General features: G+C 64.9%; 15 protein-coding genes. 3 read left to right on the plus strand and 12 right to left on the minus strand.

The annotated features are described in order from the left end of the window. Positions 1-2 precede the first annotated feature (2 nt). Together OU999_16400 and OU999_16405 are read left to right on the plus strand one after the other, a co-directional pair. On the plus strand, positions 3-1,880 hold the full coding sequence (locus OU999_16400) for a hydantoinase B/oxoprolinase family protein (GenBank protein WAC23295.1): 1,878 nt from the start codon (positions 3-5) through the stop codon (positions 1,878-1,880). 12 nt (positions 1,881-1,892) lie between these two features. Next, entirely contained in the window at positions 1,893-3,104 is a 1,212-nt protein-coding gene (locus OU999_16405) for a CoA transferase (GenBank protein ID WAC23296.1), read from the plus strand. Between the two features lie 94 nt (positions 3,105-3,198). Here the strand turns inward: OU999_16405 and OU999_16410 are convergent, their stop codons facing one another. From OU999_16410 to OU999_16425, 4 genes are all read right to left on the minus strand, one after another. Next, a complete protein-coding gene (locus OU999_16410) occupies positions 3,199-3,831 on the minus strand; it encodes an isochorismatase family protein (protein WAC23297.1) in 633 nt (210 codons plus the stop codon). A gap of 66 nt (positions 3,832-3,897) precedes the next feature. Beyond that, positions 3,898-5,241, minus strand: a complete 1,344-nt coding sequence (gene hemN / locus OU999_16415; protein ID WAC23298.1) for an oxygen-independent coproporphyrinogen III oxidase — start codon at positions 5,239-5,241, stop codon at positions 3,898-3,900. Positions 5,242-5,328: 87 nt separating this feature from the next. Continuing rightward, positions 5,329-7,137 carry a HAMP domain-containing methyl-accepting chemotaxis protein gene (locus OU999_16420; protein WAC23299.1) on the minus strand — a complete coding sequence of 603 codons (1,809 nt, stop codon included), beginning with the start codon at positions 7,135-7,137 and terminating at the stop codon, positions 5,329-5,331. Between the two features lie 550 nt (positions 7,138-7,687). Next, complete coding sequence (locus tag OU999_16425; protein ID WAC23300.1) at positions 7,688-9,514, minus strand: HAMP domain-containing methyl-accepting chemotaxis protein; 1,827 nt, start codon at positions 9,512-9,514, stop codon at positions 7,688-7,690. 654 nt (positions 9,515-10,168) lie between these two features. Here OU999_16425 and OU999_16430 point away from each other — a divergent pair. Continuing rightward, positions 10,169-10,300, plus strand: coding sequence for a hypothetical protein (locus tag OU999_16430; GenBank protein ID WAC23301.1), 132 nt, complete (start codon positions 10,169-10,171; stop codon positions 10,298-10,300). 65 nt (positions 10,301-10,365) lie between these two features. Here OU999_16430 and OU999_16435 read toward each other — a convergent pair whose 3' ends face one another. From OU999_16435 to ccoO, 8 genes are read right to left on the minus strand one after another with little or no spacing between them, the layout of a single operon-like run. Then, positions 10,366-10,626, minus strand: coding sequence for a hypothetical protein (locus OU999_16435; GenBank protein WAC23302.1), 261 nt, complete (start codon positions 10,624-10,626; stop codon positions 10,366-10,368). Beyond that, positions 10,623-10,787 carry a cbb3-type cytochrome oxidase assembly protein CcoS gene (gene ccoS / locus OU999_16440; GenBank protein ID WAC23303.1) on the minus strand — a complete coding sequence of 55 codons (165 nt, stop codon included), beginning with the start codon at positions 10,785-10,787 and terminating at the stop codon, positions 10,623-10,625. Before ccoS ends, OU999_16435 begins: the two co-directional genes overlap by 4 nt. Continuing rightward, a complete protein-coding gene (locus tag OU999_16445) occupies positions 10,784-12,919 on the minus strand; it encodes a heavy metal translocating P-type ATPase (GenBank protein WAC23304.1) in 2,136 nt (711 codons plus the stop codon). The genes ccoS and OU999_16445 overlap by 4 nt, the downstream gene beginning before the upstream one ends. Further along, a complete protein-coding gene (locus tag OU999_16450) occupies positions 12,916-13,386 on the minus strand; it encodes a FixH family protein (GenBank protein ID WAC23305.1) in 471 nt (156 codons plus the stop codon). The genes OU999_16445 and OU999_16450 overlap by 4 nt, the downstream gene beginning before the upstream one ends. Beyond that, positions 13,386-14,840, minus strand: a complete 1,455-nt coding sequence (ccoG, locus tag OU999_16455; protein ID WAC23306.1) for a cytochrome c oxidase accessory protein CcoG — start codon at positions 14,838-14,840, stop codon at positions 13,386-13,388. Before ccoG ends, OU999_16450 begins: the two co-directional genes overlap by 1 nt. Continuing rightward, positions 14,833-15,762 carry a cytochrome-c oxidase, cbb3-type subunit III gene (gene ccoP / locus OU999_16460; protein WAC23307.1) on the minus strand — a complete coding sequence of 310 codons (930 nt, stop codon included), beginning with the start codon at positions 15,760-15,762 and terminating at the stop codon, positions 14,833-14,835. Before ccoP ends, ccoG begins: the two co-directional genes overlap by 8 nt. Next, on the minus strand, positions 15,755-15,913 hold the full coding sequence (locus tag OU999_16465; GenBank protein ID WAC23308.1) for a cbb3-type cytochrome c oxidase subunit 3: 159 nt from the start codon (positions 15,911-15,913) through the stop codon (positions 15,755-15,757). The genes ccoP and OU999_16465 overlap by 8 nt, the downstream gene beginning before the upstream one ends. Next, on the minus strand, positions 15,910-16,710 hold the full coding sequence (gene ccoO, locus OU999_16470; GenBank protein ID WAC23309.1) for a cytochrome-c oxidase, cbb3-type subunit II: 801 nt from the start codon (positions 16,708-16,710) through the stop codon (positions 15,910-15,912). Before ccoO ends, OU999_16465 begins: the two co-directional genes overlap by 4 nt. Positions 16,711-16,716: the final 6 nt, after the last annotated feature.

The following is a 16,716-nucleotide window of genomic DNA, read 5'->3' on the forward strand; positions in this document are numbered from 1 at the left end:
CCATGCCCGCCACCATCATCCAGACCAACAACACCCCGTTCGAGAAGCAGACCATCGATCCGGTCAGTCTCGACATCATCGAAAACGCGCTGCGCAACGCGCGCATCGAAATGGACGCGACGCTCGTCCGCACCGCCATGTCGCCCGGCATCCGCGAGCAGGGTGATGCCTTTCCGCTGATCGCCGACCATCTCGGCCGGATGATCGTCGGTCAGTTCGGCAGCTTTATCGGCGGCTTTCTCGAGGGCTATGACGGCACGCTCGAGGATGGCGACATGATCTTTCTGTCCGATCCCTATTCGGTCGGCGGCGCGATCAGCCATTGCAACGACTGGCTCGTTCTTCTCCCCGTGTTCAAGGATGGCCGCCTGCTCGCCTATACCGCGATGTTCGGCCATCAGAGCGACATTGGCGGCAAGGTGCCCGGATCGATGCCGATCGATGCGACCAACATCTTCCAGGAAGGCGTGCGCATTCCGCCGGTGAAGATTTACAAGCAGGGCGTGTACAACGAGGATCTGGTCAAGCTGGTGCTGCACCAGAGCCGCACGCCGGCCTGGTGCGCGGCAGACCTCAACGCCCTGATCGCCTCGTGCCGCGTCGCGGCGCGCCGGGTGATCGAGATGAGCGAGCGCTTTGGCGTCGACACCTATGTCTCGGCGACGCAGGAGCTGCTCGCGCGCAACCACCGCGCGATGAAGACCCTGCTCGCCCAGGCGATCAGCGAAGACCCGGTAAGCTTCGAGGATTATATCTGCGACGACGGCATGGGCTATGGCCCGTACAAGCTGAAGTGCACGATGTGGCGCGACGGCGACAAGGTCATCCTCGATTTCGACGGCACCGATCCGCAGAGCCAAGCCTCGATCAACTTCCTGCTCAACGAGAACATGTTCAAGATGTTCTTTGGCATCTACATGATCATGGTCTTCGATCCGCAGATCCTGTTCAACGACGGGTTCTATGACCTGATCGAGGTGCGCATTCCCGATGGCTCGCTGCTCAAGCCGCGCTATCCCGCCGCTCTGTCGGGTCGTACCCACGCGCTGGGCCGCATCTTCGACATCCTCGGCGGGCTGCTCGGCCAGAAGACGCCCGAGTTCCTCAACGCCGCCGGATTCTCGTCGTCGCCGCACCTGTTCTATGCGGGCACCGACAAGAAGGGCGAGTGGTTCCAGCTGTTCCAGATCGGCTTTGGCGGCATTCCGGGACGACCGATGGGCGACGGGCCCGATGGCCATTCGCTCTGGCCGGGCTTTACCAACGTGCCCAACGAGTTTCTGGAACGCTATTTCCCGCTGGTCATCGAGCGCTACGAGACCGTGCCCGATAGCGGCGGCGCAGGGCTGCATCGCGGCGGCAACGGCATCATCATGACCTATCGCTTCCTGGAGCCCGGCGTCATCGCGATCCATGACGACCGCTGGTTCGTGCCGCCCTGGGGCGTCAATGGCGGCAAGCCGGGCGCACGCGCGCGCAAGATCCTGGAAAAGCCCGATGGCACGCAGACCATTGTCGGCAACAAGGTGGAAGATGTCGCCATCGAGGCGGGTGACGTGCTGCACTTCATCACCTGGGGCGGCGGCGGCTGGGGCGACCCGCTGGAGCGCGATCCCGAGCTCGTCGGCAAGGAAATCCGCCAGGGGCTGGTCACGCCAGCTGGCGCCAGGGCCTATGGCGTGGTCGCCGATGCCGATGGCGTGGTCGACACGGCCGCGACCGAGGCCTTGCGGGCCGAGATTCTGGCCGAGCGCGGCGATCTTCCGCTGTTCGATTACGGCCCGGGCATCGAGCAATTGCGCGCCAATTGCCTTGAGGAAACCGGGCTGCCCGCGCCGATCCAGCCGCGCTGGGCCAATTACGCCATTGCTGCAGAATAAGGGAAGGATGAGATGAGCCAGGACAACCGGGGGGCATTGGCCGGCATTCGTGTCGTCGAACTGGGGCAGTTGATCGCAGGTCCGTTCTGCGGCCAGCTGCTCGGCGACATGGGAGCCGAAGTGATCAAGGTCGAGCCCCCGGCTGTCGACGGCAAGGGTGGCGGCGACCCGATGCGCAACTGGGGCCATGGCGAGCACAAATTGTGGTGGGAGGTCGTGGCCCGCAACAAGAAGTCGGTCAGCGCCAATCTGCGCATCGCCGAAGGGCAGGAGATCGTGCGCAAGCTTGCCGCGCATGCCGATATCCTGATCGAGAATTTCAAGCCCGGCACGATCGAGAAATGGGGGCTGGGCCCCGATGCGCTGCACGCCATCAACCCCCGGCTCATCATCGTGCGCGTCTCTGGCTATGGCCAGACCGGCCCCTATTCGTCGCGCGCGGGCTTTGGAGGCATTGGCGAGGCGATGGGCGGCTGGCGCGCGATCGTCGGCGATCCTGACCGCCCGCCCAGCCGCATGGGCGTATCGATCGGCGACAGCCTGGCGGCGACCTATGGCTGCATGGGCGCACTGGCCGCGCTGCACGCCCGCGAGCGTACCGGCAAGGGCCAGGTGGTCGACAGCGCGCTCTATGAGGCGGTGCTGCAGGTGATGGAAAGCCTGGTGCCCGAATATATGGTCAGCGGCCATGTGCGGCGGCGCACCGGGTCGATCCTGGAAGGTATTGCGCCGAGCAACGTCTATCAGTGCAGCGATGGCGAATATCTGATCGGCGCAAACCAGGACGCGGTGTTTGGCAGGCTATGCCAGGCGATGGGGCGTCCCGAACTCGCGACCGACCCGCGCTATGTCAGCCATGTCGCGCGCGGCCAGAACCAGAAGGAACTCGATGACCTGATCGAGGCCTGGACATCCAGGCTGACCGTTGCTGAGGTCGAGGCGCTGATGATCGAATACAGCGTGCCTGCCGGCAAGATTTATGGTGCGGCCGACATGCTGGAGGACGAGCATTTCAAGGCGCGCGAGGCGCTGGTCGAGGTCGACAGCCCGCGCTGGGGCAAGTTCGCCATGCAGAACAGCTTCCCCAAGCTGTCGGGCACGCCAAGCGCGATCCGGACGCTCGCCCCGCAGAGCATCGGCGAGCATAATGACGAGATCTATGGCAAGCTGCTGGGCATGGACCAGCAGACGATCGACAATCTGAAGGATGCTGGGGCGATCTGATTGTTCGTTCTCCGGCGAAAGCCGGAGCCCAGCGGCGGTGTCGCACTATCTGACTCCTGGGCTCCGGCTTTCGCCGGAGAACAGGTTGAGTGGCTCAGCCCTTTAGCCCGGCAAGATAGTCGAGCGCCTCGCCCTCGCGCACGACATCGGCGTACTTGGCGTTCATGTCGAACAGGTTCGCCTCGTGCGGGGCCTGGTGCCGGTCGCCACAGGCATCGGCGATGACGATCGGGATGAAGCCGTGGCTGGATGTGTCGACACAGGTCGCGCGCACGCAGCCGCTCGTCGAGAGCCCGGTGAGCAGCACCGTATCGACACCCATCGCGGTCAGCGTCGCGGCGAGCGAGGTGCCGAAAAAGGCGCTGGGATATTGCTTGGAAATCACGATCTCGTCGGCGCTCGGCTCAAGCCCTTGCGGCCATGCCCCCATCGGCGATCCGGCAACGAACACCTCGAGCAGCGGCGTCTTCTGCATGAAGCGGCCGCCATCGACCAGGCTGGGGTGATAGACGACATTGGTGTAGATGATCGGGATGCCCGCATCGCGCGCTGCATCGCGGACGCGGATGGCGCTGGCCAGTGCATCCTCGACCCCTGCAAACAGCACGCAATCGGGGTCGAAATAGGCCTGGACGAAATCGATCAGCAGCAGGGCAGGGCGCTGGCCAAAGCCGATGCGGTTGCCGAACACGCCCGCATAGTTCGATGCCGCTTCCGATTCTGTCATCGCTCACACCCCTTCTCGCCCACATTGCCCGAACGATTCGCGGGCGTGGCGTCATCGGGCTTAAGCTCAACAGGCTGGCGCGGCGGAATGCAAGCGGGCGGCTCCGACATGCGGATGAATTTGCCCGCGAAAGCCATCGAACTGCGCCGCGATCACGCGGGCATAGGGTTCGGATCCCTTGGCCAGCACCAGATCGTCACCCTCCCAAAAAAGCAGCCCGCGCCGTTCGAACTCGGTCAGCACGGCGCGGGCAGTAGGGAGGAACTCGGAATTGAGGGACGCGCGGCCCCGGCACAGCAGCGCATTGATGATGTCGCTGCGCTTCATGTCATCGGCGTTGAGCGCCACGCCGCGTGTCGGCGTCAGGCGACCTTCGCTCACCAGCTTGCGATAGGGCCCGGCATTCTTCTCGTTCTGCACGATCAGTCCGGGCAGGATGCTGATCGCGCTGGCGCCGAAGCCGAGCAGCGTGGACGCGCCATCGTGCGTGAAGCCCTGGAAATTGCGGTTCACCCGGTTCTCGCGCGCGGCAATCGCGAGCGGATCGCCGGGCAGCGCGAAATGATCGAACCCCACCGGAACATAGCCCGCCTGGGTCAGCGTCAGATAGCCATAGGCGGCCTGCTCGAAGCGCTCGCGGTCATCGGGCAGGTCGGCTGCGTCGATCCGCTTCTGCCGCGGGATCATGTCGGGCAGATGGGCATAGCCGAACAAGGCGATGCGGCTGGGCGCCAGGCGAATGGTCTGTTGCAGCGTCGCGTCCAGATCATCGAGATGCTGACCGGGCAGGCCGTACATCAGATCGAAATTGATCGCTTCGATGCCGCGCATGCGAAGCGACGTCATCGCGGTTTCGATATGGTCGAGCGGCTGGATGCGGCCGATCGCCGCCTGGATATGCGGCGCGAAGGTCTGCACGCCCATGCTTACCCGGCTGACCCGCGACGAGGCGAGCACGAGCGCCCATTCCGACGTGAAATTGCGCGGATCGATCTCGATCGAGATTTCGGGACGCGAACAATCGAACACCGTCATGATCCGATCGAGCAGCCGCACGAATTCGACCGGCGCGATCGCATTGGGGCTGCCGCCGCCAAAGGCGATATGCTGCACGCGGCCCCGCCCGCCCAGGCGCTTGGCGACCTGGGCGATCTCGGCGCGCAGCGCGGTGAGATAGTCGGTCAACCGATGCTTGCGATTGGCCGCGCCCGTGTTGCAGCCGCAATACCAGCAGATCTGCTCGCAATAGGGAATGTGGACATAGAGCGAGAGCGGCGCTCCCGATTCCACCGCATCGAGCGCGCGCATATAGTCGCCAGCCCCCACATCCTCGCCGAAATCGGCAGCGGTGGGGTAGCTCGTATAGCGCGGCACGGGGCGGCTGAGCAGATCGGGGTGATATGTCCACATGCCTGCAGATTATGCCGGGCCATGCTGCGCAACATTGATGGAGGTCAAAGTTTGCGCGAAAGCTTGGAGAAAGCTTCGCCCCTTTCGCTAGAAGCTCGACCAGCTTTCGTCGTCCGGATCAACCTTCAGCGCCAGATTGCCCGATATGGCGGCACGGCGCGGCATGACCTTTGCTCCGCGCGGGCCGGGTGCCGGGCGGCGCTCGCCGGTATCGAAAGTCTCGACCAGACGGGACAGGTCGGTGGCCTCGTCGGCCAGGCTGCGCGCTGCGGCGTTCGACTGTTCGACCATCGCGGCGTTCTGCTGGGTCATCTTGTCCATGTCGCTGACCGCCTGGTTGACCTGATGCAGGCGCTGGGCCTGGGTCTGGGCGGAGTCGGCGATATCGGCAACCCGGCTGTTGATCGCAGCGATGCTCTCGCCGATCCGCTCCAGCACCGCGCCGGTCTGATCGACCAGCGAGACGCCTTCGGCAACCGATGCATGCGATGCACCGATCAGCGCCTTGATGTCGTTGGCGGCATCGGCCGAACGTTGAGCAAGCGCGCGCACCTCGTTGGCGACCACGGCAAAGCCCTTGCCCGATTCGCCCGCGCGCGCCGCCTCCACCCCGGCATTCAGCGCGAGCAGATTGGTCTGGAAGGCGATGCCGTCGATCACGTCGATGATGCTGGTAATCTCGTTCGCCGATTTCTGGATCTGCCCCATGGCATCAACCGCACGGTGGACGACCGCCCCGCCCTCGGTGGCGGTGCCATGCGCCTCGGACACCTGCCGTCCCACCTCCAGCGCATTGGCTGCGGACTGCTGGACCATGCCGGTCACCTCGCGCATGGCAGCGGCGCTTTCCTCGATATTCGCCGCCTGCTGCTCGGTCCGCTGTGCCAGATCGCCCGATGCCGAGCGGATTTCGGCCGAGCCGTTGAGCACATTGCCTGCCGCCGATGCGGTCTGTTTCAGCACCTCGCACAGCGCATCGGTGGCGGTGTTGAAGCTCACACGCAGTGGCTCGAACTCGGGCGGGAACGCGGTGGTGATGCGATAGGACAGGTTCTTGGCAGCGAGGCTCTCCAGCCCCGTCGTCAGCTCGCGCACGATCAGCGCCTGCCGGTCCGCCTCCAGACAGGCAAGCGAGGATTTGCGGAACACCTCGATCGCCGACATCATGTCGCCGATTTCGTCCATCTTGGTCTCGACCCTGGCCTCGGCCTTGAGGTCGCCCTCGGCCATCTTCCACATCACCCTCGATACAGACTTGAGCGGATTGACCAGATGGCGGCGGAGCAGGACATTGGCCCCCGCCAGCACCAGCAGCAGGATCAGCCCCGCAACTGCCATCGCGATCATCGCCATGGTGATATAGCTCTCGCCGGTCTCGCGCGTTTCCGCCTGATAGGCGGCGGTCTGCTCGACCAGCGCGTCGATCTCGCGCCGGTGCCGCGCATAGGCTGCACCCAGCCGCTGGATGCTCTGCGATGCCGTGGTGCTGTCACCTTGCTTGAGGCTGGGCAGGAACCGCGTTTCCAGCTCGGCGAAAAAGGCGCGGGCAGGAGTGTCGACCCGCCGGAGCTGCGCCTTGAGCGGATCGGGCAGGGTGGATGCGGCCCAGTGCTTCTGCCGCGTGTCGAATTCTTCATGCAGCTTGGCGAGCCGCGCCGCATGATGGTCCAGCCGCTGCGGCTCGGCCATGGCGAGGCGGGCTTCGAGATAGGATTCGAGGATATAGACCGGGGGCGGCAGGATATCGGCGACCAGATCGGACGCCTGCTGATTGTCGTTGGAAATCGGGCCGCCCACACTGATCGTGCCGATCGCGCTGCCGACGAACAAGGCCGCCGCCAGAACCGTTGCAAAAATGACGCCTGAGCCAGCCAGCGTGGCCTTCTTGATCTCCATAAATCTCGCCCTCCCCCGCCTGCCGACCGCCATGGCCAGGCTTCAACAAGAAGCGCAGCGTAGCTTTGAAACGTCCCTGAATATCGGCAAAAAATAGCGGGCAAGCGTGAGCCTTGCGCAAAGCACTGAATTTAGAGTTAACGCCAAGTTATGGATGAATAGAGCTGGCCCTATTTCAATATGTCATTCGGGATTCTGCAAACGTTGTGCAAAGCGGTCCCAAGTCCCTTTTTCCAGTATCTATTCCCGTCATGGCCGAGCCCAATCGCGCTCAGTTGATTTGCGATCACGCTTAGAACTTTCAGCGGTTTATCAGGCCGCGCCAAAGTGTTCAGTTACCCAGAATCAGGCAGCCGACCTGTCTCCATCTCGGCAACACGCCCGGTGTGCGCACCGGGCAAGATCAGGGTCTGGTTCTTCCTGACGCAAAAGGCAGTCGCGTGCCGGCTGCAACCTGCAGCCGACACGCGATTCTGGCGTCTTGGGGGGTGAATAGGGATGCAGCGCGGCGGCGCGGCGCGTGCCTGGTCACCGTGCCTTGCCGGGGACGTCAGAAGCTCGACCAGTCCTCCGCAGCGGGCACGGGTTTCAGCGCCAGATTGCCTGCAATCTGCGGCGTGCGCACCGAAGGCCGCGCCAGGGCAGCGCGGACTGGCATGCCTGCCATGGCGGCGTGGCTGCCGCCCGTGTCGAACGTCTGGACCAGGCGGGCCAGTTCGCTTGCCTCATCGGCCAGGCTGCGCGCTGCCGCATTGGACTCCTCGACCATGGCGGCGTTCTGCTGGGTCATCTTGTCCATGTCGCCCACGGCATGGTTGACCTGTTGCAGGCGCAGCGCCTGGCTCTGGGCGGAATCGGCGATATCGGAAATGCGGCTGTTGATTGCGGCAATCCGTTCACCGATCTGCAGCAGGACCGATCCGGTTTCATCGACCAGCGCCACGCCCTCCGCCACCGAAGCATGCGAGGTGGTGATCAGTTTCTTGATATCATTTGCGGCATCGGCCGAACGCTGCGCGAGCGCGCGGACCTCATTGGCGACCACGGCAAAGCCCTTGCCCGCTTCGCCGGCGCGCGCGGCCTCCACCCCGGCATTGAGCGCGAGAAGGTTGGTCTGGAAGGCGATACCGTCGATCACGTCGATGATGCTGGTGATCTCGGCGGCGGATTTCTGGATAGTGCCCATTGCTTCGACGGCGCGCTGGACGACCTTTCCGCCGCTGGCAGCGCCGATATGCGCTTCGGAGACCTGTTCGCCCACCGTGGCGGCATTGTTGGCGGTCTGCTGCACCAATTCGGTCACCTCGCGCATTGCCGCAGCGCTCTCTTCCAGATTGGCCGCCTGCTGTTCGGTGCGCTGGGCAAGATCGTTCGATGCCGATCGGATTTCCGATGCGCCGTTCAGAACATTGCCCGCTGATTCCACCGTATGGGTCAGCACATCGCACAGCTCGGCGGTGGTGGTGTTGAAGCTGATCCGCAGCGCCTCGTAATCGGCGGGGAAGCTGGTATCGATGCGATAGGTCAGCTGCTTGCGGGCGAGCGCATCAAGCCCCGCGGTCAGTTCGCGGACAATGAACGCCTGCTTTTCCTCGGCAGCGAGGCGCGCCCTGGACGCATCGCGGAAAACCTCGATTGCGGATATCATGTCGCCAATCTCTTGCACCGGCTTTTCCACATCGGCCCGGGCATTCAGATCGCCGCCAGCCATCCGCCGCATCGCATCTGCGACCGACTTGAGCGGGGTGATTGCGTAGCGCGACAGCAGCACATTGGCGGCGGCGAGCATGATGGCCAGGGCAAGCCCTGCCAGCGCCATGCTCCAGAAGGCAAAGCTGGCCTGGCTTTCACCGCTCGCGCGTCGTTCTGCCTGATAGGCCGTGGTCTGGGTGACGAGCTGGTCGATTGCGCGGCGGTGCGCGGTATAGGCGGCGGCCAGGCGCTCGATGCTGGCAGCGGCACCGGCCTGGTCTGCACGCTTCAGGCTGGGCAGCAGATGGGCATTGAGCTCGCCATAAAAGCCCTTGGCAGGAGCATCGACCTTTTCGAGCTGCGACTTGAGCGATGGCGGCAGCGTCGAGCCGCGCCAATGCTCCTGGCGCGCCAGATATTCGGCGTGCAGCTTTTCCAGCCGCTCGATATGGGTTGCCAGCTTGCGCGGCTCGACAATGGCCAGCCGCGCCTCCAGATAGGATTCGAGGATATAGACCGGCGGCGGCAGGATATCGGCGACCAGATCGGATGCCTGCTGGTTGTCGGCGACAACCGGACCGCCAACACTGATCGTGCGGATGGTGAAGCCGACATAAAGGGCGGCGGCAGCGACTGCGGCAAAAATGATGCCCGACCCGGTAAGCGTTGCCTTTTTGAGTTCCATTTTACCGCCCCTCTGATGTGCCATCGATTGCGTGCCATCCGACAATCGATTGCGACCGTGGTTTGTAACCGTGATTAACTCCCCCTATTTTGGGGGTAACGCCGTGTAGTTTGCCTCCCTTCAAGCAAAGGTTAACGTGGCGCGATATTCCCTTCATTTTGACGACAATACCCCCCTGATTTTCGGGGTAGGAGCGCGTTGCCCAGCCACAAGCCGGGCATGTTGCCGGCGGCTTTTCGTCAACTTGTTACACGTCACAAATGCGCGGACAGCGCCGCAAAATCGACAAAAAGCCTATTGTTTTCGCTACTTTAAGCATGAGGCGCTGATCCTGACGCGGGCGGCTTTCGGCATGGTGCAGTGGTTAAGGGAAATGGTTAACAAACTGGCTTAAGGGCCATTGCGCTCACCCCGATCGACCAAATTGTAAAAAGTGACGGATTATAGCGGCTTTCGCGCCGCTTCCGGCTGTTTCGCGAGCCGCTGGCCGCGAATCGCGCAGTGGCGACCCCGGCAAAGCACGCACGGAACGCTCGGCACGGCTGCCTCGTAACCCCTTTGTCGGGATGGGAGACACAGGGGACAGCCTATGCATGTCAGCCTTGTATCGGCCATGGTGTCGACGAGCATGAGGCGCGCTTACAGCAGAAACGCATGACCCGGGGCGGCATCTTCGCCGCGGTCGATGCGGATTGCGCCGATGCCAACCCGGCCCCTGTGCGGGATATCCTGTTTGCTTCGGGCGGATACAGCTCCAACCAGGCGGAGAGCGATACCCACGCCTGATTTCTTGGGGCTGCCCGCTCCCCTGCACCGACAGGGGGTGCGGGCGGACGCTTATGGCGAACCGGTCAGCAGTGCGCGCCGCCGGGCTTGCCCAGGCCCTTGCTGCGCCGGTCGGTCATTGCATGGCAGGCCTTGGCGCAATCATTGTTCTTTTTCGGCAGCCCATCGTCCTCCTCGGGAATGATGACCAGCGTCGTGCCGCCATTGCAGTTGCTCATTTCGATCACGCGCCCGCTGGCCCGCGCGAGCGGCGCGTTGACCATGGCGAGCGCCACCAGCAGCGCACATATTGCCCCGAAGCCGCCCGGCTGACGAAGGGCGTTCATGGCCGCACCTTGATCTGGTCAGCCTCATCCTCGACCAGGATGCGCAGCGCTGCGCCATCCATATCGTCGAACTGGCCGCCCCTGACCGACCAGAAGAACGCCCCCAGACCCAGCAGGCCCAGCGACAGGGCAATGGGGATCAGCACCAGCAACCCGTTCATTTCAGCGCTCCTTTGAGTCTCAGCGCATTGCCGACAACAATCAGCGACGATCCCGACATGGCGATCGCAGCGACCAGCGGCGTCACCAGCCCGGCAAAGGCCAGCGGCACCGCGATCGCGTTATAGGCGATGGCCAGCGCGAAATTCTGCCGGACGATCGCCTGTGTGCGCCGCGCCATGCGGATCGTGTCGACCACCGGCATCAGCCGGTCGCCCATGAAGATGCAGTCCGATGCATTCTTGCCGACATCGCTGGCCGAGCCCGGGGCCATCGAGGCATGACCCGCCGCCAGCGCGGGGCCGTCGTTCAGGCCATCGCCGATCATCAGCACCTTATGGTCTGCAGCGCTGTTGCGGGCGATGGCCGCAAGCTTGTCCTGCGGGCTGAGCCCGGTCATCGCTGTGAGGCCCAGCGCGCGCGCCACCGGGGCGACGGCGGCGGTGCGGTCGCCCGACAGGATCATCGCATCCACGCGTTGCGCCCTCAGCGCGGCAATCGCCTCCACCGCATCGGGGCGCAGCACATCGGCAAAGCGGATGAGCGCGACGGGCTGGCCTGCGATGCTGAGCTCGCTCGCCAGTTCGCTGCCCGCTGCGGGGCCCTCGGGCCTGCCCAGCGTCACCGGCTGACCCTGCCACCGGGCGGCAACGCCAAAGCCCGGCGTTTCCTGGACCTCGTCGATCTGCGCGGCGTGGATGCCTTGCGCTGCGAGATCGCGGGTCAGCGCCGCGCTCAGCGGATGACGGCTCATCTGCGCCAGCGCGAGCAGGATCGGCTTGTGCTGCGGCGCTATCTCGGCAAGGTTGCCCGCGACCGGGCGACCCAGTGTCAGCGTGCCGGTCTTGTCGATCAGCGCGCGGTCGATCTCGGCCATGCGTTCGAGCGCGGAGCCATCCTTGATCAGCACCCCGCGCTTCATCAGTGCGCCTGCTGCGACGATCTGCGCAGCGGGCACGGCCAGGCCCAGCGCGCAGGGGCAGGTGATGATCAGCACCGCCACCGCGATCAGAAGCGCCTCGTGCCAGCCTGCGCCAGCGAGCATCCAGCCCGCAAAGGCGGTGAGCGCGAGGCCATGGACGGCAGGCGCATATAGCCGGGCAGCGCGATCGGCGATGCGGACATAGCGCGACTTGCCCTGCGAGGCTTCGCCCATCAGCCGGGCGATGTCGGCAATCGCGGTATCGGTCCCGGCGGCGGTCACGCGCACGCGCACCGGCGCGTCGATATTGAGCGTGCCGGCATGCACGATGTCGTCCATTGCGGCCTGTTGCGGCGCGCTTTCTCCGGTCAGCAGCGACAGGTCGATGCGGGTGCTGCCCTGCACGATCACGCCATCGGCGGCGAGGCGTTCGCCCGCCGCAACCAGCATCACCATGCCGGGCTGGAGCGCGGTCGCATCGGTCCAGTGGGTGTTGCCGTCGGGTCCGACAACCATCGCACCGGTGCCCATGTTGCGCAGCAAGGCGGTGACGCCGCCACGCGCGCGGTCGCGCATCACGCTGTCGAGCCAGCGGCCGCACAGCAGGAAGAACAGCAGCATCACGGCGCTGTCGAAATAGGCGTGGGCTCCATGGGTCGCGGTTTCATACAGGCTGAGCGCGGTGGCCAGCGTCACGCCGATGCTGATCGGCACATCCATATTGGTATGGCCATGCCGGACCGCGCGCCAGGCCGAGCGGAAAAAGGGGCGTCCGGCATAGGCAATCGTTGGAAGTGCGATCAGCGCCGAGAGCCAGTGGAACAGATCGCGCGTCACGCCCGCCGCGCCCGACCAGACCGAGACCGAAAGCAGCATGATGTTCATCATCGCAAAGCCCGAGACCGCGACGGCGCGCACCAGTTCCTTGCTGCCCGCCGCCTCGCCATCGACATCCTTCGGGCCTTCGCCGATCGGATGCGCCTCAAAGCCAAGCGAGGTGAACGCGCCCAGCAGGTCGGGCATCTCGGCATCGGCGGTATGGGCCAGGTGCACGCGCTTTTCGGTGAAGTTGACGCGCGCCGTCCTGATCCGGACATCGCGCACCAGCCCCTGTTCCAGCTTGGATATGCATCCGGCACAGCGAATGTCGGGCACGGCGAAATCGCGCTCGATCAGCGCTGCATCGGCAGAAAGGCGGGTCATCACGTTCATTTCAGGTCCCTCCGGTAGCGCGCCTGATCGCCGGCATGGTTCACCGCCAGCTCGATCCGCCAGCGGCCCTGCGGGAGCATCCTGGTGGAAATCATGCCGCCCTGGCCGTCGCCCACCATCACCAGCACCTGCGAGGGCAGACGTCCGAGCGGGTGGTGGATCGTCGCATCGGCGCTATTGATCGCCAGCCTTGCGTCCTGATGCGCCAGCGTGACGCGGACATGGCGGGTGCGGTCGAGCCACACTTGCGGCTGCCAGCCCAGCCGGTCCTGCGCCTCGGCCTTGGCCAGCAGCTCGTTATAATGCTGGCTGGCGACATAGCTGTTATCGACCACCGTTCCGCCGAAGCTCGACAGCGCGAGCCGGGCCATGGTGAAGTTGACCGCCATCACGATGACGAAAAAGCCGACCAGGATCGCTGTCATGTGCCAGCCGGTGAACGGGCGAGGGGCGGTGCGTGCGGTCATTACTGTGCCTCCGGACGGTCGAACTGGATAGTATCGCTATCGCCGCGCGGGTCGCCGTCACGGCCTTGCGTTGCGATGGTGAAGTCCTGGCGCGCCGGGCCATCAGATGGCGCGGCGACGAACAGGCGGACGCGGGTGACGCTGTCGGGCGAGATGGTCATCTCTACCCTTTGCGCGGCGTTGGCGCGGCTTCCTGCCTCGGTCCACAGCTGCGCGCCGGGCAGGCCGCTGACGGTGATCGCCACCTTGCGCGGCCGCGCCTCCATGTTGCGCAGCTTGAGCGTGTAATTGTTGCGGATCATCCCGTCGGACAGCTGCACATAGAGCGGGCTGCGCTCGTGCTGCACGGCCAGGTCCAGCCGGGTGCGCTGGCCCAGCGTGAACAGCATGGCGAGGCCGATCGCGCACCAGATGGTGAGATAGATCATCAGCCGCGGGCGCAGCAGCGTCTTCAGCACCGGTTGCGCGGTGCCGCCGGCGCGCTCCACCGCGACATCGTCGAGTGCGCAATAGTCGATCAGCCCGCGCGGGCGGCCGACCTGCGCCATCACGTTGTCGCACGCATCGATGCACAAGGCGCAGGTGATGCAGCCGATCTGCGGTCCGGTGCGGATGTCGATGCCGGTCGGGCAGACCGCGACGCACTGGTTGCAATCGACACAGTCGCCGACGCTGCCGGGATGCGCGAGCGCCGACTTGAGGCTGCCGCGCGGTTCGCCGCGCCAGTCCTTGTAGGTCACCAGCAGCGACTTTTCGTCCATCATCGCGGTCTGGATGCGCGGCCAGGGGCACATGTAGATGCACACCTGTTCGCGCATGAAACCGCCGAGCACGAAGGTCGTCGCAGTCAGCACGCCGACCGTGCCATAGGCGACAACCGCCGCCTCGCCCGTCCAGAATGCGCGCGTCAGCCTGGGGGCATCGGCAAAATACATGATCCACGCGCCGCCGGTCCAGAAGGCGATGGCGAGATACAGGCCGTATTTGAGTGCGCGCTTGCCGATCTTTTCGGCCGTCCAGCGGCCATTGGCGAGGCGGATCTGCGCGTTGCGGTCGCCATCGATCAGCCGGTCGACATGCTGGAACAGGTCGGTCCAGACCGTTTGCGGACAGGCATAGCCGCACCAGGCCCGGCCCACTGCGCTGGTCACCAGGAACAGCCCGATGCCCGCCATGATCAGCAGGCCTGCGACATAATAGAATTCATGCGGCCAGATTTCGATCTGGAACATGTAGAAGCGGCGGTTGGCAAGATCGACCAGCACCGCCTGATCGGGGGCATAGGGCCCCCGGTCCCAGCGGATCCACGGCGTGCCGTAATAGATCGCCAGGGTAACGGCCATGATCAGCCATTTCAGGCGGCGAAAGTTGCCGTCCACCTTTTTGGGGTAGACGCCCTTGCGTGCGACGTAGAGCGGGCCTTCGGCACCCGCAAGGGCGTCAGGGTTAGCCATTATCGGCTCCCCCCTCGGGCTGAGCGGTGAGGACAGGAGCGGGAGCGTCCTCACCACCGCCCAAAGAATGGACGTAAGCGCTGAGCATCTTGATGGTCACGGCGTCGAGCTTGTCGTTCCAGCGCGGCATGACGCCATTGCGCGGGGCATAGATCGTCCGGGCGATGGCCTCGCGGCTGCCGCCATAAAGCCAGACGGCGTCGGTCAGCCTGGGACCGCCAAGCTCGCGAATGCCCTCGCCGCTGGCGCCATGGCAGGCGACGCAGTTCGCTTCGAACAGCGCAGCGCCGCGGGCCGAGGAGGCGCTGGCGCGCTCCTGACGGCTGATGACGCGGACATGGCTCACCAGGTCGTTGATCGCGGCGCTGTCAAGGATGCCGTCCTTGCCGAAGGCGGGCATCATGTTCATCCGCGTCGCATCATGGTCCGGGTTGCGGATGCCGTGCGTCAGCGTCGTCTCGATCGCGGCCAGATCGCCGCCCCACAACCAGTCGTCATCGGTCAGGCTGGGATAGGCCCCGACCACGCCGGCCCCGCCCGCGCCATGGCATTGTACGCAATGCACCTTGAACGCGGCGCTACCGCCCTGGATCGCAGCTTCCATCAGTTCGTGCCTGGCCGGCAGGTCGGTGATCGCGGTTGCGGCGATCGCCCTGGCGATCGGAGCGCGCCGGGCCTGCTGGGCGGCCAGCTCCTGCTGCAGGTCGCCCCGGCTGGACCAGCCCAGCACGCCGCGCGTGGCGCTGTTGACCATCGGCCAGGCCGGGTACAGCACGACATAGACCAGGGCCCAGGCGATGGTCGCGTAAAAGGTCCACAGCCACCAGCGCGGCAGCGGGGTGTTCAGCTCCTCTATCCCGTCCCATTCATGGCCGACGGTGGAGGTGCCGGTGGGTTCGTCGATGCGGCTCTTGTCAGACATTGTCGTCTTCCCTGAAGATCATGTTGGCGGCGTCTTCGTGCAGCTGGCGCGCGCCCTTGCGGAATGGCCAGCCGATCAGGCCGATGAACAGCACGGTCATGGCCAGCAGGCCCCAGCTGTCGGCAAAGTGGCGCAGGTCCTCATAGCTCATGGCGTGGCTCCCTTCGGGGCAACCACCGGAACCTTGGCAGCGGCGGGCGCATCGCCCTGATCCTGCGGCGCGGCTTTTTCCACATCGACCAGCGTGCCCAGCATCTGGAGGTACGCGATCAGCGCATCCATCTCGGTGATCCGGCCAGGGTCGCCATCAAAGTCGCGCACCTGCGCCTTGGGGTAGCGCGCCTGCAATTCGGCGGCGCCTTCGGCATTGGGGTCGGCCTGGGCCTTGAGGTCGGCATTGGCAGCGGCGATCGCGGCCTTGCTGTAGGGCACGCCCACCCGCGACAGGGCGGTGAGATCATCGCTCATGTCGCCGACGTTCAGCTCGCGCTCGGCGAGGAACGCATAAGGCGGCATGATCGATTCAGGGACGACGCTGCGCGGGTCGGCCAGATGCGCACGGTGCCATTCGTCCGAATAGCGCTTGCCGACGCGCGCCAGGTCAGGCCCGGTGCGCTTCGATCCCCATTGGAACGGATGGTCGTACATGCTCTCGGCCGCCAGGCTGTAATGGCCATAGCGTTCGACCTCGTCGCGGAACGGACGGACCATCTGGCTGTGGCAGGTATAGCAGCCCTCGCGCATGTAGATGTTGCGTCCGGACAGCTCCAGCGGGGTATAGGGGCGCATCCCGTCCACCTTCTCGATCGTGTTGTCGATCCAGAACAGCGGCGCGATTTCCACAATGCCCCCGACCACGACGGCGGCAAGTGCGCCCAGGCCCAGCAGTGTGATGTTGCGTTCCAGCTTCTTGTGGCTGAAGCGCGGTTCGGTGACGTGTTCGGCCATGTGTCG

This window comes from Blastomonas sp. SL216, from assembly GCA_026625625.1.
GTDB lineage: Bacteria > Pseudomonadota > Alphaproteobacteria > Sphingomonadales > Sphingomonadaceae > Blastomonas.